The organism is Verrucosispora sp. ts21 (genome assembly GCF_002879555.1).
GTDB classification, from domain to species: domain Bacteria; phylum Actinomycetota; class Actinomycetes; order Mycobacteriales; family Micromonosporaceae; genus Micromonospora; species Micromonospora gifhornensis.
In genome coordinates, this window is the sequence record NZ_PNOZ01000019.1 from 39,460 (window position 1) to 61,976 (window position 22,517).

Genomic DNA, 22,517 nt, shown 5'->3' on the forward strand with positions numbered 1-22,517 from the left:
CGCCGAAGGGCTCGCGTCAGGCGGCCCGGTAGGTGTTCCAGGCGCTGATCATGCGGCTGGCCTGGCCCGGAGTGAACTGGTACATGCAGGAGTCGTACGAGTAGTCCATGAAGTTGGTGATCGGGTCGAGGCCCGGGGCGGAGCAGGTGTCCCGACCGGTCGGGCAGCCGCTCGCCGGGGAAGCCTCAGCCGGGGTGTCCGACACCTGGTCACCCGAGCCGGAGCAGCCGCCCTGGAAGGTGTGGTACAGGTTCAGCCAGTGACCGACCTCGTGGGTGCCGGTGTCGCCCTGGTTGTAGTTGGTGGCGGTGCCGCCGGGCAGCGACTCGCTCAGCACCACGACGCCGTCCATGCTGTTCAGCGTGCGCTGCGGGAAGGTCGCCCAGCCGAGCAGGTTGTTGCTCAGCGCCCCCAGGTAGATGTTCAGCGTGTTCTTGCCGCCGACCCGCAGCTGGGTCTTCATCTGCCGCTCGGCGGTGGTGCCCTGCCGGATCGGGTACCAGGAGGTGTTGGTGACCCGGTTGATGCTCTGCAACTGGAAGGCGAAGGCGGTCGCCGCCCCACCGGTCGCGCCGCTGAACGCCTGGTTGAGCACGTTGATCTGCGATTGGATCATCGAGTCGGGGATGTTTCCGCCGGCGCGGGTGGTGTCCTTCCGGATCACGTGCACCACGACCGGGATGGTGACCGACGCGGCGGCGGCCTGGGTGCCGAGGGAACGCTGACCGACCCGCTTGGCCCGCTCCTGGAGCAGGTCGGCGAACTCGGCCTCCCGCTGGAGGACCTGGCTCTTGGTCAGCTCGTTCGGGTCGTGCACGAGGACGCCGCCACCGCGGACCCGGGCCGCGCTGCCGGTGGGTTCCGCGCACTCCTCGTCGGCGTGCGCATGCCCGTGCCCGGCGGCCAGCGCCGGGCTGGCGGAGATGGTGGCGGCCGGCAGCGCGCCCACCGTTACCAGGCCGAGCGCCATGACCAGTGACGTCGATGCGATGCCGGCGAGGCGCCGGTTCAGCAGGACGGGACGGAGTCCCATAAGCCCACCTCTTTCTGTCGACGCGACCGGGGGGTTGTGTCGCGCCGTGCGGAAAACGTGGGGCAGACGTTACAACCCATCGATAGATTTGAGAATGGGCATATGTTGCTGGGGTGAAACTTCTTGCCGGCCCATGGGGTGGCCCGCCGGTCGGATGGTGAGCGGGGTGCCTGGGTGCACGGGGGCAGTGACTCAGGTACAGTGGTCCCGCTTGCGGGTGTAGTTCAATGGCAGAACATCAGCTTCCCAAGCTGACAGTGCGGGTTCGATTCCCGTCACCCGCTCCACGCGAAAGGCCCTGATCAGGATGCGAGTCCCGGTCAGGGCCTTCAATGTTTCAAGGTCAACGATCATGCGGCGTGTCATTGGCGTGCCATTAGCTCACGTTGGGCGCTCAGGCCCGCTCGAAGCCCTGGAACACGCCGGAAGCGTCGACGGAGTCTGCGAAGTCGGCGAAGTCCATGTTCGCGATGGAGAGGTTGGCCGAGACCTCGGCGTACCAGCGGGGTGGTACCCGGAAGGTGCGGCCCGGCTCGTCGCACAGAGAGGCTGGACGGTCTACGCCTGCTTCAGATCGGGGTCGTGACGAGGAGGGCTCTGTGATGGCGCCAAAGCCACTGTAGGTACTGCTGCACTTCCTCCGGCGTGGCGACCCATCCGTTGTCCATGTAGTTGAGGATGCGTTTGATCTCGCCGGGTACGAGGTCGTAGGCCGTCGCTCCGGTTTCCGGGACGGGCGCATCAGGGGGAACGGCCACGGGTAGCGGGACCATCGGGAGGCGAAGTCCGCTCCTGGTGAATGCTCTGAGGACCGTGAGGTAGGCGCGGGCCAAGTGGTAGGGCGAGACGGCGAGCGCGAGGCTGGTGATACCGCGGGCGTGGACCTGGTCGACGATCCACGCAGCCTGCAAGCCGGTGTTGGGGGCTGGCTCGGCTTGGATGTATACCCCGTTGATGCGACGAAGGCCGAGGCTCCGTAGGTAGTCGAGCGTGATCTCGACGTAGGTCTCTTCATCCGGGTTCCCGTTCGCTACTAGAAGGTGGCGGAGCGTTGGGTTCGTCTCCCAGTTGCGGATCGCATGAGTGAGACGCCATTCTTCGCCCTGGCCGGTGGCTACCACGAGCGCGTCCACGTGGTCGGCCGCTGATTGGGGCAAGGTCAGGATCACTGTGAGGACTTTCATGACCTCCAGGAACTGATCGGCTGTGAACCCGGCTAGATCCTCTTCCGCCACAACCCGAGGCGTTGCCTTGTTGGGATTCACCGAGCCGCCCCGGCCGGGCCGTCGTGAAGGCCGATGCGCAAGACCAGGGACACCAGGTCGTCGGGTTGAGGTAGGGAGACCATGCATGCGATCTTTTCAGCCCTCATTGACTCCGTGGGCCCGCTGCTGCTGCGCGCCCTCGCCACCCCCACCCCCGAACTACCCGCACCACTTCGCAGACTGGCGGTGCCGTCACCACCCATCGCCGGCCGTCGAGGGAGCAACCCGGCGTGCCATTGGGCGAGGAGAGTAGGGGCCAATCGAGGCCACGGCAGACTGCCGAGACCTCGCTGTCAAGCTGGTGGCCTGCCGGAGATCGGCAATTCCCAAGCTGGCAGTGCGGGTTCGATTCCCGTCACCCGATCCACGGTCAAAGGCCCTGGTCAGGACGACAGTCCCAGCCAGGGCTTTCGATATTGCTGCGGCAAGCAGTGGCCAGTGGGCGAGCCTGCCCGACCGAGGAGACCCCACAACCGCAAGGGCGCGTGAGCCGCCAACAGTCAGGCACAATTCGGCCGTGACCATCACGATCACCAACTACCGGGACCTGTTCGCCAACATCCGCAAACGCCCCAGGATGTGGCTCATCCGAGAAGACTTCGCCAGCGTCGTGGCATTCGTCGAAGGGTGCAACCAGGCGACCGCACGGACCTTGCTGACTGGTTTCAGCCATGGCTGGTGGCTCAAGCCGGCTGCCTCAACAACCACGCCTGGTGGAGCATCATCGCTCACCTGACCGAACCCATCGGTCCCAAGAACGTCCGCGACATGGATCCGGACCTGGACGCCCGCACCGTCGAGAGCCTGTTCGACCTCCTCGACGAGTTCCTGGAGCTACGCGACGAGCATGACGGCATGAACCGCATCTTCGCTGCGCACGAGCAGTGGTACCGCCTCCGCGAACAGAACGGGTGCAGCGCCACCGACGCACCCACCTGCCCCACCGTCCGATGGCCCCGAGTCGCCAGCCGGATCAAGCCCAACACCCCCACCCTTGACAACAACCATTGAGGCTCGACCGGTAGGGCGCTCCGCCTCGTCGACCAGCGATGGAACACGAGCCAGTCGAGGTACAATTTCCTGTACTTATCGGAGGTGGTCATGCGGACCGTGAACTTCACCCAACTGCGCCAGAACCTGGCCGCCGAGCTCGACAGCGTCATCAACGACGCCGAGGAAGTGGTGGTGACCCGGTCGGGTCACGAACCGGTGGTCATCGTCCCGCTTGCGGAGTACGAGGCGATGAAGGAGACCGAGTACCTCCTTCGCAACCCGGCCAACGCCGCAGCCCTGCGCCGCTCGATCGCCGAGCTTGAGCAGGGTGACGCGGCCGAGCGGGACCTGATCGACCCGGCCACCGTGCGGGACGTCGCGTGAGGCTGGTCTTCACCGCGACAGCCTGGAGCCAGTACCTCAGTCACACCGACCGTAAACTGGTCAAACGCATCAACGACCTCATCACGGACATCATGCGCAACGGATACGAGGGCATCGGCAAGCCGGAACCCCTGCGGGGAGAGCTGTCCGGCTTCTGGTCCCGCCGAATCGACCGCGAACACCGGCTGGTCTACCGGATCACCAAGGACGACGTTGAGATCATCGCCTGCCGGTACCACTACGGCGACCGATAGCGGATCACTCCAGAGCCGCGATCGGACCACAGCACCGTCCACGGTCGGCTGTGAGGGGTTATGGGGTGGCCTGCCTGTCGGTAGCGTGGTGATTGCGGCCGATGGGTCGGTGGTCTTCGCCGCGCTACGCGAGGAGGTTCCGGGTGGATTCCTTGCCGGAGTTGACGTTCGGGCAGCGGTTGAAGGTCTACCGGGAGCGGTCCGGGAAGACTCGTGCGGTGCTCGGTGGGTTGGTGGGGCGTAGCGCCGAGTGGGTCAAGGCGGTGGAGACGGATCGGATTCTGCCGCCGCGCATTCACATGCTGGATCGGATCGCGCGTGCCCTGAAGATCGACGTGTCGGTGTTGGCCGTGGAGCTGGGTGATCGGTCGGCGGCTGTCAACGGGCCGGAGCATCCGGCGCTGGCGTCGGTTCGGGATGCCGTGAACCGCATCCCGCTTTCCGGTGACACCCCGGCGGAGTCGTTGGCCGGTCTGAGGGAGCGGCTTGCGGTGGCGTGGCGGGCGAGGCATCAGGCGTCGGATCACCGTACGGTGCTGGGCGGGTTGCTGCCGGGGTTGCTGCGCGACGGGCAGCGGGCCGTGTTGGCGTACGAGGGTGACCAGCGGCGGCAGGCACAGGCCCTGTTGGCGGAGATGCTCGGCCTGGCACAGATGTTCATCGCGTACCAGCCCGCTGCCGAGCTGCTCTGGCGGGTGGCGGATCGGGCGATGGTGGCGGCGCAGGAGTCCGGTGATCCGGAGGCGCTCGCGTGTGCGGGGTGGTTCCTGTGTCAGGTGCATCGGGACGCCGGGGATTGGGACACCGCAATGGCGGTGACGCTGGATGTGCTGTCGGCGCTGGAGCCGCGGGCAGCCGACGGGAGCACGAATCTGCTGGCCTTGTGGGGTGCGCTGAACTTCGAAGCCGCGTACACCGTTGCTCGTGCCGGTGAGGAAGGGCGAGCCTGGCGGTACTGGGACCGTGCGGACCAGGTGGCACAGCGCCTGCCGAAGGGCTTCTACCAGCCGCAGACGTCGTTCTCCCAGGTCATCATGGGTGCTCATGCGGTGACCGTGGCGGTGGAGCTGCAGAAATCCGGCGAGGCGGTGCGGCAGGCCCGTCGTCATGATGCGGCGGCGATCCCGTCGCGGCCGCGACGGGCACGCCATCTCATCGAGGTCGCGCGGGCGCACTACGGCAAGGACGACAAGGAAGCGACCGTGGCGACGCTGCGGAAGGCGTACGAGTCGGCTCCGGAGACGATCCGCTTCAACGGGTACGCCCGCCAGATCACCTTGGACCTGCTCGACGGGCCGCGTTCCATCCGAGACGATGCCCGTGACCTCGCGCTCAAGGTCGGGCTCGTGCCGTGATCCAGGGGTAGGAACCTTACCCATTCCGCCTCGCCACCAGCCGTAGCTTTCCGCTCACGGGATGCGGCGGGCGGTGCGATCAACGCCTGGCCGCCGCGTCCCCCGCAATCAGAGGGTGGCGGCAACAGTGCCCTCGTGATCGGCGAGGGAGGTTACGTGCGGCGCGTCTCGTACGACGAGTATCTCTCCGCTACCGCGTTGACGTTCGCGCGGCGGCATCGGCCGGTGTGGTGTTGGCAGCGCTGGCGGCGTGTCTGCCGATGCGGTGCCGACCTGCCCTGTCGTGCCCGGCATCGGATCCCGATCAACCGTGGCCACTGGCCGCAGGAGAGCGAGCAGTGACCGGCGGGCCGGAGCGCATGATTCTCGCCGTACACGTCCGAGGGCTCGACGGTATGTGTGCGGGTTGCCGGGTGTGGTGGGCGCGGCTGGTGCCGTACCCGTGCTGGCAGGTGGAATGGGCGACGAGCCGGCAGGCCCGCGCGAGCGTGGCCCGGTTCCTGGGGGGCGTGCGGTGAGCACGCACGGTCCGGTGTTGCCGATCTGGAGCTGTGGTGGCTGTGACCTGCCTTGGGCGCCGGCTGGGGCGCTGCATCGACGCTTCATCGGCTGGGCCAGGCAACCATCAGAAGGACGGTAACCGGACCAGAACACATCGGGGCGAGACGAGCGCCGTCGACCACGGAACTTCGTAGGTGGCCGACTGTCGATACGCTGCTGGCCGTGGGAGCGATCAAGCCGTGGCAACTGTTCATTCTCAGCCTGTGCTGTCTGGTGCCGCTCGCCGCGGCGGCCGTCGCTGGCCTCTGGATGGCGCGACGGAACCGCAAGTAGGGACCGAGGTCTCCGACGCGATGGTGCCGCGCCCGATGACCGGGATCGCCGTACCCTGGTGATCATGCGGATTGGCATCGTGATTCTGCCCGACCAGCGCTGGTCGGTGGCCCGGCACCGCTGGCAGCAGGTCGACGAGTGGGGGTTCGACCACGCCTGGACGTACGACCACCTGGGCTGGCGGGATCTGGTGGACGGGCCCTGGTTCGACTCGATGGCCACGCTGACCGCCGCCGCGACGGTGACCTCCCGGATCCGGCTCGGGACGCTTGTCGCCTCGCCCAACTTCCGGCATCCGGCGGCGTTCGCCCGGCAGGTGACGGCGCTCGACGACGTCTCCGACGGTCGGGTGCTGCTCGGGCTCGGCGCGGGTGGCATCGGCTTCGACTCGGCGGTGCTCGGTGGCGAGACGCTGCCGCCGCGGCAGCGGGTGGACCGGTTCGCCGAGTTCACCGAGCTGCTCGACGCGATCCTGCGCGAGGACGGTACGACGTGGCGCGGCGACTGGTTCGCGGCTGTCGACGCGCGCAACAACCCCGGGTGTGTGCAGCAGCCACGGGTGCCGTTCGTGGTCGCTGCGAACGGGCCGCGTTCGATGCGGCTCGCCGCCCGGTACGGCCAGGGCTGGGTGACCATCGGCGTCGGTGGCGACGACCTCGACACCTGGTGGGCGGGGGTGGCCGAGACGGTGGCCAGGTTCGACTCGGTGTTGGCGGCACAGGGACGTGACCCGGACGCGCTGGACCGCTATCTCTCGTTGGACGCGGCTCCGGTCTTCTCGTTGAGCAGTGCCCAGTTCTTCGCCGACCAGGTCGGGCGGGCGGCCGAGTTGGGCTTCACCGACGTGATCACGCACTGGCCCCGGGAGAGCAGTTGGTACGCCGGTGACGAGGCGGTCCTGGCCGACGTCGCCACCCGCCTCCTGCCGCAGCTGAGAGGCTGAGGACGCCGGGGTCAGGTGCTCAGGTCGCCGGTGGCGATGCCGCCTTCGCCGGCGCTGACCAGGCGGAAACGGAGGCAGACGATCTGGGTGTCGTCGGTGACCGGGGTGCCGATACGGGCCCAGTAGGCGGCGTGGCCGGCCCGCCACTCCTCGATCGAACGGTCGCCCTCACCCTCGGCGCGGGCGAAGTCCCACGGCACCTCGGCGAAGCGGTACATCTGCACATCGGTCACCTCGACGACGCCCACCAGCGCGTCGTGGTCGTCGACGAGGGCCAGCCGCTCACCTACGTGTTCCAGTTCCTCGCCGTCCTCGGCGTACTCGTCGAGCAGGCCGGCGGTTGCGGTCTTCACCCCGTTGAGCACCAGCGTGTTGAGGTGGGTTCGCAGCTCGCCGGGGGTACCGAGAGCGAGGGCGCGCAGGTCGCCGATCCGTGGCCACATCCTGCCGAGGGTACCGGCCGACCAGCCGGTGGGCGCCCGGTGACGCTTCGGCCATGCCGCTGCGGCTTTTCTGGCGGTACGGTCGATGCCCGACAAGAAGGAGATGTCCATGGCGGACCGACGTGCGGTGCTCATTCCGGGGCGTGGCTACGACACCCGGTACCCACTGTTCCTCTATCTGGGTGAGGCGCTGCGGCGGGCCGGTTTCGGGCTGCACGGAATCTCCTGGCAGGTGCCGGAGGACTTCGACGTGGACACCATCGGCAGGTGGGTGTGCGACCAGGTCGCTCCGTCCCTGAATGAACGCACGGACCTGCTGGTCGGCAAGTCGCTCGGCACGCTGGCCGCGCCGCTGGCCGCCGCGCGCGGGTTGCCCGCCGTCTGGCTCACCCCGCTGCTGCACCGGGCGGAGCTGGTCGACGCGCTGCGCCGGGCCACCGCCCCGTTCATCCTGGTCGGGGGTACGGCCGACTCGTCCTGGGACAGCGCGACCGCCCGGCGGCTGACCCCGCACGTGCTGGAGATCCCGGCCGCCGATCACGCGTTGATGGTGCCGGGGCCGCTGGCCCACTCGGCCGAGGCGCTCGGCCGGGTCTGCACCGTGGTCGAGGGCTTCGTCCGCGTCCGCTGAGCTGAGCTGCGTGCGCGGCGCGGCTGCGTGCGCGGTGCGGGTGTGGGCGCGGTGCGGGCGTGGGCGCGGTGCGGCTGCGTGCGCGGCGCTGGTGTGGGCGCGGCGCGGCTGTTAACAAGGGGCCCTTGCTCTACCTGAGGCGTTAATAAGGTGCCCTTCCTTTCACGTGGGCAGGGTGGTGAGGGCGTGGATGCGGAGGGTGGTCGCTACGGACGGGGGGCAGTCGACGACCACGGCGGAGGTGCCCACCGGTTCCGCGCCGAGGCTGGCGCAGATGTCGTAGAGTGCCTGGACCTGGGCGGCGGTGGCGACCCAGTCGTCCACCACCAGCACCCGGTCGCCGGCGCTCAGGTGTCGGCTCTGCACCGCCAGGTCGACGCGCCGACCACGGAAGTCGGACGGGCTCTGCGCCCAGGTCAGTGGCCCGGCGGGCAGCCGTCCGTCGCCCGGCTTGTGGGCCGGCACGAAGCCGACGCCGAGCGCGGTGGCGGCCAGCGGGCCGAGTAGGAACCCGGTGACCGCCGGTGCCACGACCACTGTGGGTCGGGCCGCCCGGAACGGTGCGACAAGTGCCGGGCCCAACTCGGCGAGGACGGTCGGGTCCCGCCACCAGCCGGAGATGTCGCTGACCAGGTGGCTCGCGTCCGGGCCCGGGTCGACCCAACGGAACAACTCGACGAGACGCTTGCTGAGCTCGGCGGACATCCTCCTATGGTGCGCCGGGACGTCGGCGGGCACCGGGCCGCCCGGCCGATCGCGGGTCGGATGATCGGCTTCAGGTATCGCCGCAATTCCGGCCATACCACCATGATCACGTTGACTTCGGAAGTGCTTCTCTCGTTATGGTCCGACCCGATTTGATCTGTTGAGGAAAGGACCGGGCCGGTGACTGGTAGGCACACCCGTACCCGCAGGATCAGTTCGCCGGCCGGCATCGCGGCCAGCGCGGCGGTGGCCGTCGCGCTCGCCGTCGGTGGCACCGTCGGCGCCGTACAGTTGACCGCCGGGTCGGAGCCGGTCCGGCCGGTGGCGATCGACTTCTCGCCCAGCTCCGCCACGCCTGACCTGGCCAGCGGCTCGCCGAGCGCCAGCGCCTCGCCGAGCGCGACCGCGAGCCCGACGCCGACCCGTACCGCGCAGGCGCCGTCGCGCAGCAAGCCGCGTACGCCCAGCGCCAAGCCGACGCCGAGCACGAAGCCGACGCCCACCGCGAAGAAGACGACGGCGCGACCGGTGGTGGAGACCGGCTCGTGCGGCGCGTCGTTCTACTGGCAGGGTCAGATGACCGCCAACGGCGAGACGTTCAACCCGGAGGACATGACGGCCGCGCACAAGACGCTGCCGTTCAACTCCAAGGTCCGGGTGACCAATCCGGCCAACGGCAAGTCGATCACCGTCCGGATCAACGACCGGGGGCCGTTCATCGACGGCCGTTGCCTGGACCTGTCCCGGGCGGCGTTCGCCGAGATCGCCTCGCTCGACCTGGGCCACATCGAGGTCCGGTACGAGGTGCTCGGCTGAGCCGGTGCCGGCCGGCGATCGGCTCTGGCCCACGATCCTGGTGGTCAGAGTCCGCTCGTACGACGGGTCAGGTTCGTGCTTTCGTTCACATCCATCAGGCATGCTGTCGGACGTACGCACGCGACTCCTCCAGCCGGGCCGTAGCCCGCTGAGCCCCGGATCCCGCGCCGGCCTCGGCGCGGCCCTCGTTCTGCTCGCAACCGTCTCGGCGGTGGAGCTGGCCGACGGCCACGCCGCGAACTACATCGCGTTGATGGTGGCCGCTCCCTTCCTGGCCGCCGCGTTGGCGTCCTGGCGGGTGGTGCTCGGTGTGGGGGCGGCGGCCTCCCTGCTCGGGGCCGGCTTCGCGCTGGCCGAGCGGATGCTGTCGTTGTCCACCGCGGTCGCCGTGGCGGGCATCGTGCTGGGCACCGGCATCGCTGCGGCGGTGGCGTCGGTACGGGAGCGGCAGGCCAAGCAGATCGCCGAGTTGTCCAAGCTCGCGGCGGTCGCCCAGCAGGCGGTGCTGCGCCCGCTCGGGCCTCGGGTGGGCGCCCTGTCGGTGGCCGGGCGGTACATCTCCTCCACCGCGCGGGCGGAGATCGGTGGCGACCTGTACGAGGCGATCGAGACCCCGTACGGCGTACGCATGATCATCGGAGACGTACGCGGCAAGGGGCTGGAGGCGGTCCGGCTGGCCAGCATCGTGCTCGGCTCGTACCGGCACGTGGCCTACGAGCGGGCCGACCTGCGGGCCGTGGTGGCGGACCTGGACCGCGCGGTGGCCCGCAACGTCGGCGACGAGGACTTCGTCACCGCGGCGCTTGTCGAGGAGCGTGGCGGCACGCTGACCATCGTGAACTGCGGGCATCCGGCTCCGCTGCTGCTGCGTGGTGGTGCGGTGATCCCGCTGGAGCCGCCCGCTCCCGCGCCGCCGCTGGGTTTCATGCCGGTGGTCCGTCCCCGGGTGGAGCGGTTGGAGCCGGGCGATCGCCTGCTGCTGTTCACCGACGGTCTCGGCGAGGCACGTCGGGACGGCGAGTTCTTCCCGACTGCGGACCGGGCCTGGCGGTTGCTCGGGCACGGCACGGTCGCCGACGGTCTGGCGTCGCTGGAGACCGCGCTGAAGGAGTGGGTGCACGGGCGGCTCGACGACGACATCGCGCTGGTGTTGATGGAGTACACGGGCACCGCGAGCGGTGTGACAGCGGTGGTGCCGAGCTGGGAGGTCGGCGCGACCGAGGGCTGAGGCGCCGGCCATGTTCGATCGTGTGTAATTGCCGTCACTTCGGCGAGCGACTTGTCGCTGTCTACCCGTGAGTAATACAGTCGGGGTTACTGATCGGTAACACCTGTCCGGAAGCGGGGCCAGCGGCATGACCCACTACAAGAGCAACCTTCGGGACCTCGAGTTCAACCTGTTCGAGGTGTTCGGGGCGGACCGGGCGTTCGGCCAGGAGCCGTACACCGACCTCGACGTCGACACGGCGCGGACCTTCCTCGCCGAGATGGACCGCCTGGCACGCGAGGACCTGGCCGCCAGCTACACCGACAGCGACCGCAACCCACCGGTCTTCGACCCGGCCACGCACACCGCGCCGCTGCCGGAGTCGTTCAAGAAGTCGTACCAGGCGTTCATGGACTCCGAGTTCTGGCGGCTGGACCTCCCCGCGGAGCTGGACGGCAGCAACGCACCCCGGATGCTGTGGTGGGCCCTCGCCGAGCTGGTGCTCGGCTCGAACGCCCCGATCTGGATGTACGCCTCCGGCCCGTCCTTCGCGCACGTGCTGCGCGTCGAGGGCACCGAGCGGCAGAAGAAGTGGGCCAAGCTCTTCGTCGACAAGCAGTGGGGCTCGACGATGGTGCTCACCGAGCCGGACGCCGGCTCGGACGTGGGCGCCGGCCGGGCCCGCGCCATCCCGCAGCCGGACGGCTCGTGGCACATCGAGGGCGTGAAGCGCTTCATCACCTCCGGTGAGCACGACCTCAGCGACAACATCGTCCACTACGTGCTGGCCCGCCCGGTCGGCGTGGAGGGCGTGGGCGGCCCGGGCACCAAGGGTCTGTCGCTGTTCGTCGTGCCGAAGTACCACTTCGACGAGGAGACCGGCGAGCTGGGCGAGCGCAACGGCGTCTACGCCACCAACGTCGAGCACAAGATGGGCTTGAAGGTCTCCAACACCTGCGAGCTGACCTTCGGCGAGCACGGCGTGCCCGCCAAGGGTTGGCTGATGGGCGACAAGCACGACGGCATCCGGCAGATGTTCATGATCATCGAGTACGCCCGAATGCTCGTCGGCACCAAGGCGATCGCCACCCTCTCCACCGGCTACCTGAACGCCCTGGAGTACGCCAAGAACCGGGTGCAGGGCGCCGACCTGCTCCAGTCGACCGACAAGACCGCCCCCCGGGTGACCATCACCCACCACCCCGACGTACGGCGCTCGCTGCTGCTGCAGAAGTCGTACGCCGAGGGTCTGCGGGCCCTGGTCTGCTACACCGCCTCCTGGCAGGACAAGGTCGCCATCGCCGAGGCGGCCGGTGACGAGAAGGCCACCAAGCTGGCCAAGCGGGTCAACGACCTGCTGCTGCCGCTGGTCAAGGGCGTCGGCTCGGAGCGGGCGTACGAGCTGCTCGGGCACGAGTCCCTGCAGACCTTCGGTGGCTCCGGCTTCCTCCAGGACTACCCCCTGGAGCAGTACGTCCGGGACGCCAAGATCGACACCCTGTACGAGGGCACCACGGCGATCCAGAGCCTCGACCTGATCTTCCGGAAGATCGTGCGGGACAACGGCAAGGCCCTGATGGCGGTGGCCGCCGAGATCCAGGAGTTCATCACCAGCGAGGGCGGCAACGGCCAGCTCAAGCAGGAGCGCCAGGCGCTCGGCAAGGCGCTGGCCGAGATCCAGACCATCCTCGGCGTGCTGACCGGCTGGCTGGGCGAGGCACAGGGCGGCGACACCCGCGCGCTCTACAAGGTCGGGCTCGCCAGCCGGCGGTTCCTGCTGGCGATCGGTGACCTGGTGGTCGGCTGGCTGCTGCAGAAGCAGGCGGACGTGGCGCTGAAGGCGCTGGCCGGTGAGGTCTCGGCGGCGGACAAGGCGTTCTACACCGGCAAGGTGGCTGCTGCCCGGTTCTTCTCCCGCGAGGTGCTGCCGCGCATCGGCGCCGACCGGCGCATCATCGAGGGCACCGACCTGGAGATCATGGACCTCCCGGAGGAGATCTTCTGATTTGCCGATAGCGGCTCCGGACGGCCGGTGGGCGTACTGCCCGCCGGCCGTCGGCGTGTTCGCCCAGCGCGGCGCGGGTAACCCCGGCTCGGACGGGTAACCGTCGCGGGCCAGTCAACGTACGCCCAGAAGCAACCGCACGGGGGAGTGCCGCGCACATGGGCATTGGTAGTGGGATCTTCCTGATCGCCATCGGTGCGATCCTGACCTTCGCCATCCGGGCAAACGTCTGGTGGGTCGACCTACGCGCGGTCGGTTGGGTTTTCATCCTGGCCGGCCTGGGCGTCCTGCTCACCACGCTCTGGTTCTGGCAGGATCGCCGAAAGCGGGCGAGGACGCTGATCGTGGAGGAGAACCGGCTGTCTCATCCGACCGCGATGATGCCGCCACCTCCCGATCCGCCGCCGCCCACCGCACCACCGAGCTGAGGCACCACACGCGCTGAGTCAGCAGGGCCACCGGCCCGCTGGCTCGGCGCGTCCGTTTTCAGCCTCTTTCAGCCTCGGGCGGTGTGCCGGGCGCTGATCGCGGCCGTACCGCGAGCCAGGTCCGCCCACGGCAGCGTGCTCCGATGCACCACCAGGTCGCTTGTGCGCAGCCCGTCCGGGTCGGCCTGCGGTGGGTCGAGGAACTCCGACAGCAGCGAGATGCCCGGGTTGTGGGCGATCAGCAGGACCGTGCCGACCGTCGGCTCGACCCGTCGTACCAGGGTCAGCAGATCGTCCGGATGTGCCTCGTACGCATCCGGCTCGTAACGGACTTCCGGCACCGGACCGGCCGGGCCACCCTCCGGGGGTGACCCGGTCATGCCCATCTCCACGCCGTGCCAGGTCTGTCGGGTCCGCAGCGCCGCCGAGCAGAGCACCACCTCGGGCAGCAGCCCGCACCGGGCCAGCCAGGCACCGGCTGCGGCGGCGTCGGCTCGCCCCCGCGCCGACAGCGGGCGCTCGACGTCGAGACCGTCCGCCGTGGGTGGTTCCGCCCTGGCATGCCGCAGCAGCACGAGCGTCCGTTCCTGCACCGCGCCGTCCCTCATGTCACCAGCTTGCCCGATTGGCGATCTCCGTGCCGGGGTAAGTCCAGGCATGCCGCAACCTCATCGATGGCCGCGGCGAAGTGGAATGCAGCTTCGATAGCCGAGGAGACGAGAGATGGGCATCGGTGGCAGTATCTTCCTGATCGCGCTCGGCGCGATCTTCGCGTTCGCCGTGGAGGCGGATCTCGGCTGGCTCAACCTGAGCGTCGTCGGCTGGGTGCTGATGCTCACCGGGGTTGCCGGCCTGCTCGTGACGCTCTACTTCTGGAACTCGCGCCGACGGACCGTGGTCACCCCGGTCCGTCAGGAGCGGGTCGTCGCCGACCGGGCCGTACCGGTCCAGGACGACCGGGTGGTGCAGGAGTACCGCGAGGTGCGCCGGCCCGGCCCCACTGTCTGATCCGCGTACGCAACCCGAGGGTCGGTGGGTTCGCCCACCGACCCCCCGTGGCGTGCGGTCAGGCGAAGAGGGCGAAGTAGATGGCGATGTGGTGACAAATCGCCGCGACGAGGGTGCAGGCGTGGAAGAACTCGTGATGCCCGAACACGGTGGGCCACGGGTTCGGCCGGCGTAGCGCGTAGAAGACCGCGCCGACGGTGTAGATCGCGCCACCGACGCTGAGCAGTACCAACGCGGTGACGCCGCCCTGGTGCAGGATGTCCGGCAGAATCGCCACCGCCACCCAGCCGAGCGCCAGGTAGAGCGGTGCGGAGACCCACCGCGAGACGTGCGGCCAGATCATCTTGAGGGCCACGCCGGCCAGCGCGCCGCCCCAGACCACCGCCAGCATGGTCACGGTGGCGCGGTTGTCGAGCAGCAGCAGACAGAACGGCGTGTACGTGCCGGCGATGAACAGGAAGATCATCGAGTGGTCCATCCGCCGCATCACCTGGAAGCCGCGGGCGGACCAGACGCGACGGTGGTAGAGCGCGCTGGTGCCGAAGAGGCCGCAGACGGTGAAGCTGTAGACCGCGCAACTGATCAGGGGTGTCCAGCCGGGCCGGGCGGCGGCGATCGAACAGAGCACAATGCCACAGACCACGGCGACGAAGAACGCGTACGTGTGCAGCCAGCCGCGCATCCGGGGTTTCCCGATGTCGACCGGCTTGAGCCGGGACGGTGCTGAGGTCGTCACATCACCAGGTTACGGCAGCGTAGGTTACTTTCGGGTAGTGCAACGGGTCACGCTTGCGGACGGCCGGATGACGCGTCCGGGTGCCCCGGTCCGGAAGGATAGTGGCATGCGGATCAGACGCGTCGGCGGGCACGCCCTGCTCCTCGACTTCGCCGCACCCACCGACTCTGAGCCCGACAGCCCCGACGCGCTCACCCCGGCCGAGCCGGTGGACCCCGCCCTGGTGGAGGGGTGGCGGGCCGAGCTGTGGCGTCGTCGGGAGCGCGCCGAACTGGTGGCCACCGAGATCGTTCCGGCAGCGGCCACCGTGCTGCTCGACGGCGTACCGGACCCGACGGCCACCGCCGCGGCGATCAGGACGTGGACCCCGACGCGGCCGCTCACCACGTCGGCCGCCGTCGAACCGGTCGAGGTGCCGGTGACGTACGACGGGGAGGATCTGCCCCGGGTGGCGGCACACTGGCACACGGACGTGCCGTCCGTGGTGCGCCGCATCGCGCAGACCGAATTCCGGGTGGCCTTCTGCGGCTTCGCACCCGGCTTCGGCTACCTGACCGGGCTCCCCGCCGAACTGGCGGTGCCCCGGCTGCCCTCGCCGCGACCCTGGGTGCCGGCCGGTTCGGTGGCGCTTGCCGGCCCGTACGCCGGGATCTACCCCACCGCCTCGCCCGGCGGCTGGCTGCTGGTGGGGCGTACCACGCTGGCCCTGTTCGACGTGCGCGCCGACCCGCCGGCCCGGCTCACCCCCGGCACCCCGGTGCGCCTGCTGCCGACATGAGCGAGATCGAGGTGCTGACCGCCGGGGCGTTGACCACCGTGCAGGATCTGGGCCGCCCCGGCTGGGCGCACCTCGGGGTCCCCCGCTCGGGCGCGCTCGACCCGGACGCGTTACGGCTGGCCAACCGGCTGGTCGGCAACCCGGAACCGACGGCCGGTCTGGAGATCACCATGACCGGCTGCGAACTTCGCCTCACCCGGGCCGGCACCGTTGCCGTCGTGGGGGCCGAGGTCGACGTGCGGGTCGGCGACCGGCCCGGCGACACCGGTCGCCCGTTGGCCGTACCGGCGGGGGCGGTGTTGCGGATCGGCCCCGCCCGACGGGGTCTGCGCTGCTGGCTGGCGGTGGCCGGCGGCATCGCCGTGGAGCCGGTGCTGGGCAGCCGGGCCACCGACACCCTCGCCGGACTCGGACCGGCGCCACTGCGCGACGGCGACCGGCTGCCGGTGGGCGTCCCGGTCGGCCCACCCGCCCCGGTCGACGTCACCGTGCCGACGGCGTACCCGCAGGAACTGCACCTGACCGCCCGGCTCGGGCCGCGACACGACTGGTTCGACGCCGTGGCGCTGGACCGGCTGTACGGCACGGCGTACACGGTGAGTCCGTTGAGCAACCGGGTCGGCGCGCGACTGACCGGCGCACCGCTGCCCCGCGCGGTGCCCGGGGAACTGCCCAGCGAGGGTGTCGTCCTCGGCGCGGTCCAGGTGCCGGCGGACGGCCAGCCGTTGATCTTCCTCGCCGACCATCCCACCACCGGCGGATATCCCGTCATCGCCGTGGTGGACGACGTGACCCCGCTCGCCCAGGCCAGACCAGGCACTACCGTCAGGTTCCATGGACCTCAACGCTGATCTCGGTGAAGGCTTCGGTGTCTGGCAACTCGGCGACGACGAGGCACTGCTGGACCTGGTCACCTCGGCCAACGTGGCCTGCGGCTTCCACGCCGGCGACCCGGTGACGATGCGCCGGGTCTGCGCCGCCGCAGCCGAACGCCGGGTCGCCGTCGGCGCCCAGGTCGGCTACCGCGACCTGGCCGGCTTCGGCCGTCGACACATCGCGTACGAGTTCGCGGAACTGCGTGACGAGGTCCTGTACCAGCTCGGGGCGCTCGACGCCTTCTGTCGCGCGTACCGCACCCGGGTCCGCTACCTGAAGCCGCACGGCGCGCTCTACCACGCGGCGGCCCGTGACGAGACCCAGGCGGCGGCGGTGGTCGCCGCCGTCAACGACTACGACCCGGAACTGCCCCTGCTCTGCCTGCCCGGTTCGGTGCTGGCCCAACTCGCCCAGGGCGCGGGACTGAGGGTGGTCGCCGAGGGCTTCGCCGACCGCAACTACCTGCCCAACGGCCAACTGGTGCCGCGTACCTCGCCCGACGCGCTGGTCACCGATCCGCACGAGGTGGCCCGCCGGGCCGTACGGATGGCCACCGAGCAGACGGTGGTGGCCATCGACGGCAGCGTTTTCCCGTGCGTCGTCGACTCGATCTGCCTGCACGGCGACAGCCCCGGCGCGGTGGCCGCCGCGGAACTCGTCCGCGCCGCCCTCATCGACGCCGGCGCCACCCCCACCCCCTTCACCTGAGGTGAAAGGAAGGGCACCTTGTTAACGCCTGCGGTAGAGGAGGGGCCCCCTCTTAACACAATCCGCCCGATGCCCGCGTCAGCCGGCGTCGAGGCCGCGTAGCACCAGCGGAAGGCGGGTCGCGCTGCCGGTGGCGACGCGTACCGGGATGCCCCAGTCCTGTCGGGTCAGGTGGCACGCCGCGTGCTCGACGTCGGCGTCGCAGGTGGCCGCCTGGGCGGTCACCTGGAGCACGCCCTCGGTCACCGAGTCGGAGAGCACCAGTCGGCGGGACAGTTCGGTGCTGGTGCCGGCCCCCTCGACCAGCAACTCCGGCGGGGACGCGGACACCATCACCCGGGTCGACGGGCCGTACGTCTCGTCGAGCTTCTGCCCGGGCGCCGGGGTGAAGATCACGTCCAGCGTCACCTCACCGGCCGCCAGGTCGGTCGGCTTGCGTTCGGTGCGGTGGCGCTGGCCGTCGACGGTGCTCGCGCCGACGGCGGAGAGCGCGCCCGGAGCCAACCGGGTGATCCGGTGCCCGGCGGACTCCACCACCAGCACCGCACCGTCCGGGGTGAGCGCCAGGTCGCTCGGCTCGGCCAGGTCGGTGGCCACTGTCGACACCTCGCCCGTCGCCGGGTCGTAGCGCCGCACCGCCCCGTTGTAGGTGTCCGCGATCAGCACCGAACCGTCGGGCAGCGCGCAGACACCCAGGGGATGCTGGAGCAGCGCCTGCGCCGCCGGCCCGTCCACGTGACCGAAGTCGAACAGACCCTGGCCCACCGATGTACCCATGACGTCGTCCTCGACGTACCGGATGGCACTGCTCTCGCTGTCGGCGACCCAGAGTCGGCGGCCGTCGGCGGAGACGGCGAGCCCGGACGGCTGCGCCAGCCAGGCCTCCGCCAGCGGCCCATCGCGCAGCGCCTCCACGGTCGTGCCGGCGTACATGCCGGCGGTCCGCTTGATCGGATCGAACCACCACAGCTGGTGGATGCCGGCCATGGCGATGACGACCTTGTCGTCGTACCAGGCGAGGTCCCAGGGTGAGGAGAGGTCGACCGAGAGCGCGTCGTGGGCGTGGTCGTCGACCGTGGAGCGCCACTGCCGCCCGGTGCCGGCCACGGTGACCACCTCACCGCTGCTCAGGCGTACGCCGCGCAGCAGGTGGTTGACCGTGTCGGCGACCACCAGGTCGTAGCCGGCCACCTCGGCCACGTGCCGCGGGAGCCGGCAGAGCCCCTGTGGCTCGGAGAAGGTCGCGGTGTCGGCCGTACCGTCGACCCGGCCTCGGCTGCCGGTGCCGATGGCGCGCAGCAGCGTCTCCCCGTCGGAGGCCAACTCGACCACCCGGTGCCGGGCGGAGTCCGACACCAGCAGGGTGCCGTCCGGCCCGACCACCAGCTTGCCGGGGAAACGCAGGGTCGTCTGCGGCTCCGCCGGTGGGACGTACGGGCCGTCGCCCCGGTGCAGCGTGCCCTTGGCCTCGTGGGTGGCGACCAGGTCGTCGATCAACCGGGCCAACCCTTCGGCGTGACCCTCGCCGGCCATCGTGGCCACCACGTAGCCCTCGGGGTCGATCACCGCGAGGGTCGGCCAGGCGCGGGCTGCGTACTGCTGCCACATGTCCATTTCAGGATCATCGAGTACGGGGTGGTGCACGCCGTACCGCTCGACGGCGTCGGCAAGCGCGACCGGGTCCTTCTCGTGCTCGAACTTCGGCGAGTGCACCCCGATCACGACGAGGACGTCCGCGTACTTCTCCTCGAGCGGGCGCAGTTCGTCAAGCACGTGCAGGCAGTTGATGCAGCAGAACGTCCAGAAGTCGGCGATCACGATCTTGCCGCGGAGGTCGGCGAGCGTCAGCTCACGCCCACCGGTGTTCAGCCAACCCCGACCCCGCAGCTCCGGCGCCCGTACGCGTGCACTCATACCCCCATCGTGCCGTACGGCCGGCCGGGACCGACCCGCTGGGCGCGATCTCCGGGTGATCTGCACAGTTGCACCGAAGTTGCGGCATCCAAGCCGCCGGGATACCGCAACTCCGGCGCAACGGAGTGATCAGCCGGTGGAGTTCTTCAGGCAGAGCACCGGGTTGGCCACGTCGCCGCGCAACTCGACGTACGGCAGGGCCGGGTCGGGGCACTTGTCCTTCGACTCGACCTTCGACACCACGCTGAACGACTCCGGCTCCCCGCACACCGCCTCGACGGCGGAGTCGCCCGAGCGCTTGACGCAGGAGCCGACCGCCGGGTCGAAGGCGTTGTCGTCCGAGCCGCCGAACTTGCCGAGCAGCAGCAGCAGGCCGAGCGGGATGGCGAGGATGAGCACCGCGGCGACAAGTACCGCGGCGAGCACCCGGCCGTTGCGTACCTTCGGTGGCGGTGCGTCGGCGGCCGGCTCGGCGACCGGCTTGAACGCGTCGAAGCGGCCCTGCTCCGGCTCGCCTGCCGGCGTGCCCGGACTCCACGGCGCGTTCGGCTGGGGCCCCGGCGGGAAGGCCGACGTGTGGTCTGGGCCCGACTCCGGACGGGCGGGCGAACCGTAGGTGACGCCGGGGCGGTCGGCCGCGCCGCCGAACGGGTCACGGGCCGCGCCGCCGAACGGGTCACCGGCCGGGCCGCCGAAGGGATCCCCGGCCGGGCCGCCGAAGGGATCCCCGGCCGCGCCGCCGAAGCGGTCGGCCGGTCGGTCCGGCTCGGGGTGCGGCTTGACGCCGTTGACCGGCCGATCAGTGGCCGGCGCGTCGGCGAAGGCGGGCAGTCCCGGCGGGAAAGCCGGGGACGCGGGAGCGGCCGCGCCGGTGAAGGCGGCCGGTCCGGCCTGCTCGTGATCGGCGAAGCGTGGTTCGGGGCCCTGGCCGAACCGGGGCGGCTGGGGCTGCTCCTCGCGCTCCTGGACCGGCTCCTCCGGCTCCGGGCGGGCCGGTCGGCCGTACACCCGAGGTGCCGGCGCGCCGGTCGGAAGGGCCGTGTGGTCGGCCGGCGGGGTGACCCGGCTGGCCGTCGGCACCGACGCGCTCGCCGAGACGCCGCCGGCCGCCGCCGTCGGAGTGGCCCGGCCGACCGACTCGGGCGAGGTACGGGGGGCGGGGATCGACGCCTCAGCCGACGGCTGCGGCTCGTCCGGCCGCGACTCGGGCTGCCCCCAGCTGCCGGCCGGCTGGTCGGCACCGGGGCGCTGACTCGGCACGGACTGGTCGCCGGGGTACTGACCCGGGGCGGGGTAGTCGGTGGGGGGTGCCGCGGCCAGGCTGGCACCGGGGACCCGCTGCTCCTGTGGCGGCAGCGGAACCATGTTGGCCGGTGAGATGCCGGGCGCCGGCGCGGGCTGGTACACCGGGCTCTCCTCGGCACGCCCGGTGTCGGATCGGGACGGCCCTGCCTCGGGTGCCCCGCCACCACCCCAGGCCTCGCCGGGTGCCCACGGCTCGACCTCGGTCAGCGGCGCGCGGTCACCGGCGTTGCGGGACGGCAGCGGCGATGCCGATCCGCTGGCGGCCTCGGTGGGCGTCCAGGCCGGGGCCTGGTCCTGAGCCCACCCGCCCGTTTCCGGCTGGCGTCCCTGGCCGCCGGCCCAACCGGGTTGTTCCTGCTCGCCAGGCCAGGCACCGGCACGGGCCGGGTCGCCGGGGGCGGAATGCTGCTGCGGCGCGGGGTCGGCCGGTGGCACCTGGGCGGTGGCCCGGGCGGCCGGCTCGGCGCGCGTCGCGGCCTGATCGGTCTGCGCCCAGTCCGGCTGCGCGGAGGGACCGCCCTGCGCCCACTCCGGTTGGGCGGCCGGGCTGGTCTGCGCCCAGTCCGGCTGCGCCGGCGGGTTGGCCTGCGCCCAGTCGGGCTGCGCGGGCGAGTTGCCTTGCGCCCAGTCGGGCTGCGCGGGCGAGTTGCCCTGCGCCCAGTCCGGCTGTGCGGGCGAGTTGCCCTGCGCCCAGTCCGGCTGCGCAGGCGGGCTGCTCTGCGTCCAGTTGGGCTGTGCGGGGGCGTTGCCCTGCGCCCAGTCGGGCTGCGAAGGCTTCGCCTGCGCCCAGTCCGGCTGCGCCGACTCGGGTGCGCCTGCGGCCCAGCCGGGCGGTTGCTCCGCGGGGCGGGGGGTGGCGTTCCACTCCGGCTGCTGGTTGCCCTGCCAACTGGCGGGCGGGGAACCTGACTGGCTGCTGGCGGACTGGTCCGACGAGGTCTGGTGGGGTGTCCACTCAGCTGGCTGGGTGCTCTCTGATGTGGTGGCACCACCCCAGGCCGGATTGCTCTGCCCAGCGCTGGCCCAGGCCGGCTGGTCCGACGTGGACGCTGCCGGCCAGTTGGCGGCGGGCTGCTCGCCCGGTGGGGTCCAGGACGGCTGGCCGCCGGCAGCCGGCGTCCAGGTGCCGGAGTTCGACGCCTGCGCCTGCCGGTTGGCCTGCTGGCTGCCCCAGCCGGCACCCGGCTGACTCGCCCAGGCGGGAGCGGCCTGGTCGGGGCGGGCCGGCGGTGGGGGTGCCCAGCCGAGGTCCGGGGCGGGTGCGCCGTAGCCGTTGTCCTGCTGAACCGGGCGGTCGCCGTACGGCGCCGATCCGCCGCCGCCCGGCGGCACCTCGTCCGGCTCGTGGCCGGGGTGGTGCGGGCCCTCGGACGTCATGCGTGCGCCTCCTCCATCACATGTCGGCCGCCGTCGCCGAATGTCTCGGCCGGGCAGCCGGCGGTGCCGGCGTGCCGGCCGTGCCGGCTCCCCCCGCACCGTATCCGGTGGTCACCGGGGCGCATCCGGGGAGCGCCAGTCATCACTGTCCGTTGCCGGGTGGTGTCGATTCGCATCTATCGCATCGACCTTCCCGAGCCGGGGATGACGACCGTGCCCCACCGTACCGGGCGCTGGGGCGAGGCGGTATCCCGGTGTCAGGGCATGGGCGCAATGACAACGACCCGCCCGGTGATCCGGGCGGGTCGTCGTCGGGGAGGAGGTGAATAAATGTCGTGGGCGTCAGTGCATGTGACGCTGGGCGATGACGAGGATCTCGTCGCGTACGGCCGGCGAGCTGGCGGAGCGCAGGGCCCGCTCGATGGCCCGGGCGCGGCGGTTGGCGTCGCGGCGGCTACGGATTCGCTCGATCATGCTCATGGTTTTCTCCTGCTGGCTATTCGGTTGTCGGCCCGTTGA

Annotated in this window: 26 protein-coding genes and 1 tRNA gene; 17 read left to right on the forward strand and 10 right to left on the reverse strand. The window is 70.7% G+C overall.

Annotated elements, in window-relative coordinates; all coding sequences use genetic code 11:
* Positions 1 to 16: 16 nt before the first annotated feature.
* The gene (locus tag C1A38_RS10795) at positions 17 to 1,033 is read right to left on the reverse strand and encodes a zinc metalloprotease (RefSeq protein ID WP_102657703.1); all 1,017 of its coding nucleotides are present in this window, start codon (positions 1,031 to 1,033) and stop codon (positions 17 to 19) included.
* Between the two features lie 213 nt (positions 1,034 to 1,246).
* Between C1A38_RS10795 and C1A38_RS10800 the strand changes: the two genes are divergently transcribed.
* A tRNA-Gly gene (locus C1A38_RS10800) sits at positions 1,247 to 1,320 on the forward strand.
* Between the two features lie 107 nt (positions 1,321 to 1,427).
* On the opposite strand, the gene C1A38_RS32580 is transcribed toward C1A38_RS10800, so the two are convergent.
* Both C1A38_RS32580 and C1A38_RS10805 read right to left on the reverse strand, forming a co-directional pair.
* Complete coding sequence (locus C1A38_RS32580) at positions 1,428 to 1,637, reverse strand: DUF6924 domain-containing protein (RefSeq protein ID WP_373306998.1); 210 nt, start codon at positions 1,635 to 1,637, stop codon at positions 1,428 to 1,430.
* Positions 1,603 to 2,298 carry an ElyC/SanA/YdcF family protein gene (locus C1A38_RS10805; RefSeq protein WP_502696928.1) on the reverse strand — a complete coding sequence of 232 codons (696 nt, stop codon included), beginning with the start codon at positions 2,296 to 2,298 and terminating at the stop codon, positions 1,603 to 1,605. Before C1A38_RS10805 ends, C1A38_RS32580 begins: the two co-directional genes overlap by 35 nt.
* Before the next feature lie 517 nt (positions 2,299 to 2,815).
* Here C1A38_RS10805 and C1A38_RS30775 point away from each other — a divergent pair.
* The 7 genes from C1A38_RS30775 to C1A38_RS10835 all read left to right on the forward strand — a co-directional run bounded on the left by C1A38_RS30775 (position 2,816) and on the right by C1A38_RS10835 (position 7,061).
* Positions 2,816 to 3,034, forward strand: a complete 219-nt coding sequence (locus C1A38_RS30775) for a hypothetical protein (protein WP_146017511.1) — start codon at positions 2,816 to 2,818, stop codon at positions 3,032 to 3,034.
* Positions 3,035 to 3,066: 32 nt separating this feature from the next.
* Positions 3,067 to 3,309 carry a hypothetical protein gene (locus C1A38_RS10810; RefSeq protein ID WP_146017512.1) on the forward strand — a complete coding sequence of 81 codons (243 nt, stop codon included), beginning with the start codon at positions 3,067 to 3,069 and terminating at the stop codon, positions 3,307 to 3,309.
* Positions 3,310 to 3,399: 90 nt separating this feature from the next.
* Positions 3,400 to 3,675: a type II toxin-antitoxin system Phd/YefM family antitoxin gene (locus tag C1A38_RS10815; RefSeq protein WP_102657755.1), complete on the forward strand. Its 276-nt coding sequence runs from the start codon at positions 3,400 to 3,402 to the stop codon at positions 3,673 to 3,675.
* Positions 3,672 to 3,929: a Txe/YoeB family addiction module toxin gene (locus C1A38_RS10820; RefSeq protein ID WP_102657706.1), complete on the forward strand. Its 258-nt coding sequence runs from the start codon at positions 3,672 to 3,674 to the stop codon at positions 3,927 to 3,929. Before C1A38_RS10815 ends, C1A38_RS10820 begins: the two co-directional genes overlap by 4 nt.
* A 143-nt stretch (positions 3,930 to 4,072) precedes the next feature.
* Entirely contained in the window at positions 4,073 to 5,284 is a 1,212-nt protein-coding gene (locus C1A38_RS10825; protein WP_102657707.1) for a helix-turn-helix domain-containing protein, read from the forward strand.
* A gap of 107 nt (positions 5,285 to 5,391) precedes the next feature.
* Positions 5,392 to 5,802: a hypothetical protein gene (locus C1A38_RS31750; RefSeq protein ID WP_102657708.1), complete on the forward strand. Its 411-nt coding sequence runs from the start codon at positions 5,392 to 5,394 to the stop codon at positions 5,800 to 5,802.
* A 380-nt stretch (positions 5,803 to 6,182) separates the two neighbouring features.
* A complete protein-coding gene (locus C1A38_RS10835) occupies positions 6,183 to 7,061 on the forward strand; it encodes an LLM class flavin-dependent oxidoreductase (RefSeq protein ID WP_102657756.1) in 879 nt (292 codons plus the stop codon).
* 11 nt (positions 7,062 to 7,072) lie between these two features.
* On the opposite strand, the gene C1A38_RS10840 is transcribed toward C1A38_RS10835, so the two are convergent.
* A complete protein-coding gene (locus C1A38_RS10840; RefSeq protein ID WP_102657709.1) occupies positions 7,073 to 7,504 on the reverse strand; it encodes an ASCH domain-containing protein in 432 nt (143 codons plus the stop codon).
* A gap of 109 nt (positions 7,505 to 7,613) precedes the next feature.
* Between C1A38_RS10840 and C1A38_RS10845 the strand changes: the two genes are divergently transcribed.
* Positions 7,614 to 8,135, forward strand: coding sequence for an alpha/beta fold hydrolase (locus C1A38_RS10845; RefSeq protein ID WP_102657757.1), 522 nt, complete (start codon positions 7,614 to 7,616; stop codon positions 8,133 to 8,135).
* A 162-nt stretch (positions 8,136 to 8,297) separates the two neighbouring features.
* On the opposite strand, the gene C1A38_RS10850 is transcribed toward C1A38_RS10845, so the two are convergent.
* Complete coding sequence (locus tag C1A38_RS10850) at positions 8,298 to 8,840, reverse strand: phosphoribosyltransferase (protein WP_102657710.1); 543 nt, start codon at positions 8,838 to 8,840, stop codon at positions 8,298 to 8,300.
* A gap of 180 nt (positions 8,841 to 9,020) precedes the next feature.
* Here C1A38_RS10850 and C1A38_RS10855 point away from each other — a divergent pair, with 180 nt between their 5' ends.
* The 4 genes from C1A38_RS10855 to C1A38_RS10870 all read left to right on the forward strand — a co-directional run bounded on the left by C1A38_RS10855 (position 9,021) and on the right by C1A38_RS10870 (position 13,296).
* Positions 9,021 to 9,656, forward strand: coding sequence for a septal ring lytic transglycosylase RlpA family protein (locus tag C1A38_RS10855; protein WP_102657711.1), 636 nt, complete (start codon positions 9,021 to 9,023; stop codon positions 9,654 to 9,656).
* Positions 9,657 to 9,756: 100 nt separating this feature from the next.
* Entirely contained in the window at positions 9,757 to 10,884 is a 1,128-nt protein-coding gene (locus tag C1A38_RS10860; protein ID WP_102657712.1) for a PP2C family protein-serine/threonine phosphatase, read from the forward strand.
* Positions 10,885 to 11,011: 127 nt separating this feature from the next.
* Positions 11,012 to 12,868: an acyl-CoA dehydrogenase gene (locus C1A38_RS10865; RefSeq protein WP_102657713.1), complete on the forward strand. Its 1,857-nt coding sequence runs from the start codon at positions 11,012 to 11,014 to the stop codon at positions 12,866 to 12,868.
* Positions 12,869 to 13,026: 158 nt separating this feature from the next.
* A complete protein-coding gene (locus C1A38_RS10870; protein ID WP_013730795.1) occupies positions 13,027 to 13,296 on the forward strand; it encodes a DUF6458 family protein in 270 nt (89 codons plus the stop codon).
* A gap of 68 nt (positions 13,297 to 13,364) precedes the next feature.
* On the opposite strand, the gene C1A38_RS10875 is transcribed toward C1A38_RS10870, so the two are convergent.
* Positions 13,365 to 13,904, reverse strand: a complete 540-nt coding sequence (locus C1A38_RS10875; RefSeq protein WP_102657714.1) for a SixA phosphatase family protein — start codon at positions 13,902 to 13,904, stop codon at positions 13,365 to 13,367.
* Positions 13,905 to 14,019: 115 nt separating this feature from the next.
* Here C1A38_RS10875 and C1A38_RS10880 point away from each other — a divergent pair, with 115 nt between their 5' ends.
* Entirely contained in the window at positions 14,020 to 14,304 is a 285-nt protein-coding gene (locus C1A38_RS10880) for a DUF6458 family protein (RefSeq protein ID WP_013730797.1), read from the forward strand.
* A 58-nt stretch (positions 14,305 to 14,362) separates the two neighbouring features.
* Here the strand turns inward: C1A38_RS10880 and trhA are convergent, their stop codons facing one another.
* Positions 14,363 to 15,040 (reverse strand): PAQR family membrane homeostasis protein TrhA, encoded by a 678-nt coding sequence (gene trhA, locus C1A38_RS10885; protein WP_102657715.1) that lies wholly within the window; start codon positions 15,038 to 15,040, stop codon positions 14,363 to 14,365.
* Positions 15,041 to 15,146: 106 nt separating this feature from the next.
* Between trhA and C1A38_RS10890 the strand changes: the two genes are divergently transcribed.
* The 3 genes from C1A38_RS10890 to C1A38_RS10900 are packed head-to-tail and all read left to right on the forward strand — an operon-like array spanning position 15,147 to position 17,402.
* On the forward strand, positions 15,147 to 15,818 hold the full coding sequence (locus C1A38_RS10890; protein WP_102657716.1) for a 5-oxoprolinase subunit B family protein: 672 nt from the start codon (positions 15,147 to 15,149) through the stop codon (positions 15,816 to 15,818).
* A complete protein-coding gene (locus C1A38_RS10895) occupies positions 15,815 to 16,669 on the forward strand; it encodes a 5-oxoprolinase subunit C family protein (RefSeq protein ID WP_102657717.1) in 855 nt (284 codons plus the stop codon). Before C1A38_RS10890 ends, C1A38_RS10895 begins: the two co-directional genes overlap by 4 nt.
* A complete protein-coding gene (locus C1A38_RS10900) occupies positions 16,653 to 17,402 on the forward strand; it encodes a LamB/YcsF family protein (RefSeq protein WP_102657718.1) in 750 nt (249 codons plus the stop codon). Before C1A38_RS10895 ends, C1A38_RS10900 begins: the two co-directional genes overlap by 17 nt.
* A gap of 78 nt (positions 17,403 to 17,480) precedes the next feature.
* Here C1A38_RS10900 and C1A38_RS10905 read toward each other — a convergent pair whose 3' ends face one another.
* The 3 genes from C1A38_RS10905 to C1A38_RS31340 form a co-directional block, all read right to left on the reverse strand.
* The gene (locus C1A38_RS10905; protein ID WP_102657719.1) at positions 17,481 to 19,316 is read right to left on the reverse strand and encodes an NHL domain-containing thioredoxin family protein; all 1,836 of its coding nucleotides are present in this window, start codon (positions 19,314 to 19,316) and stop codon (positions 17,481 to 17,483) included.
* A 129-nt stretch (positions 19,317 to 19,445) separates the two neighbouring features.
* Positions 19,446 to 21,998 carry a hypothetical protein gene (locus C1A38_RS10910; RefSeq protein ID WP_102657720.1) on the reverse strand — a complete coding sequence of 851 codons (2,553 nt, stop codon included), beginning with the start codon at positions 21,996 to 21,998 and terminating at the stop codon, positions 19,446 to 19,448.
* 342 nt (positions 21,999 to 22,340) lie between these two features.
* Positions 22,341 to 22,478, reverse strand: a complete 138-nt coding sequence (locus C1A38_RS31340) for a hypothetical protein (RefSeq protein WP_013730805.1) — start codon at positions 22,476 to 22,478, stop codon at positions 22,341 to 22,343.
* Between the last annotated feature and the right edge of the window lie 39 nt (positions 22,479 to 22,517).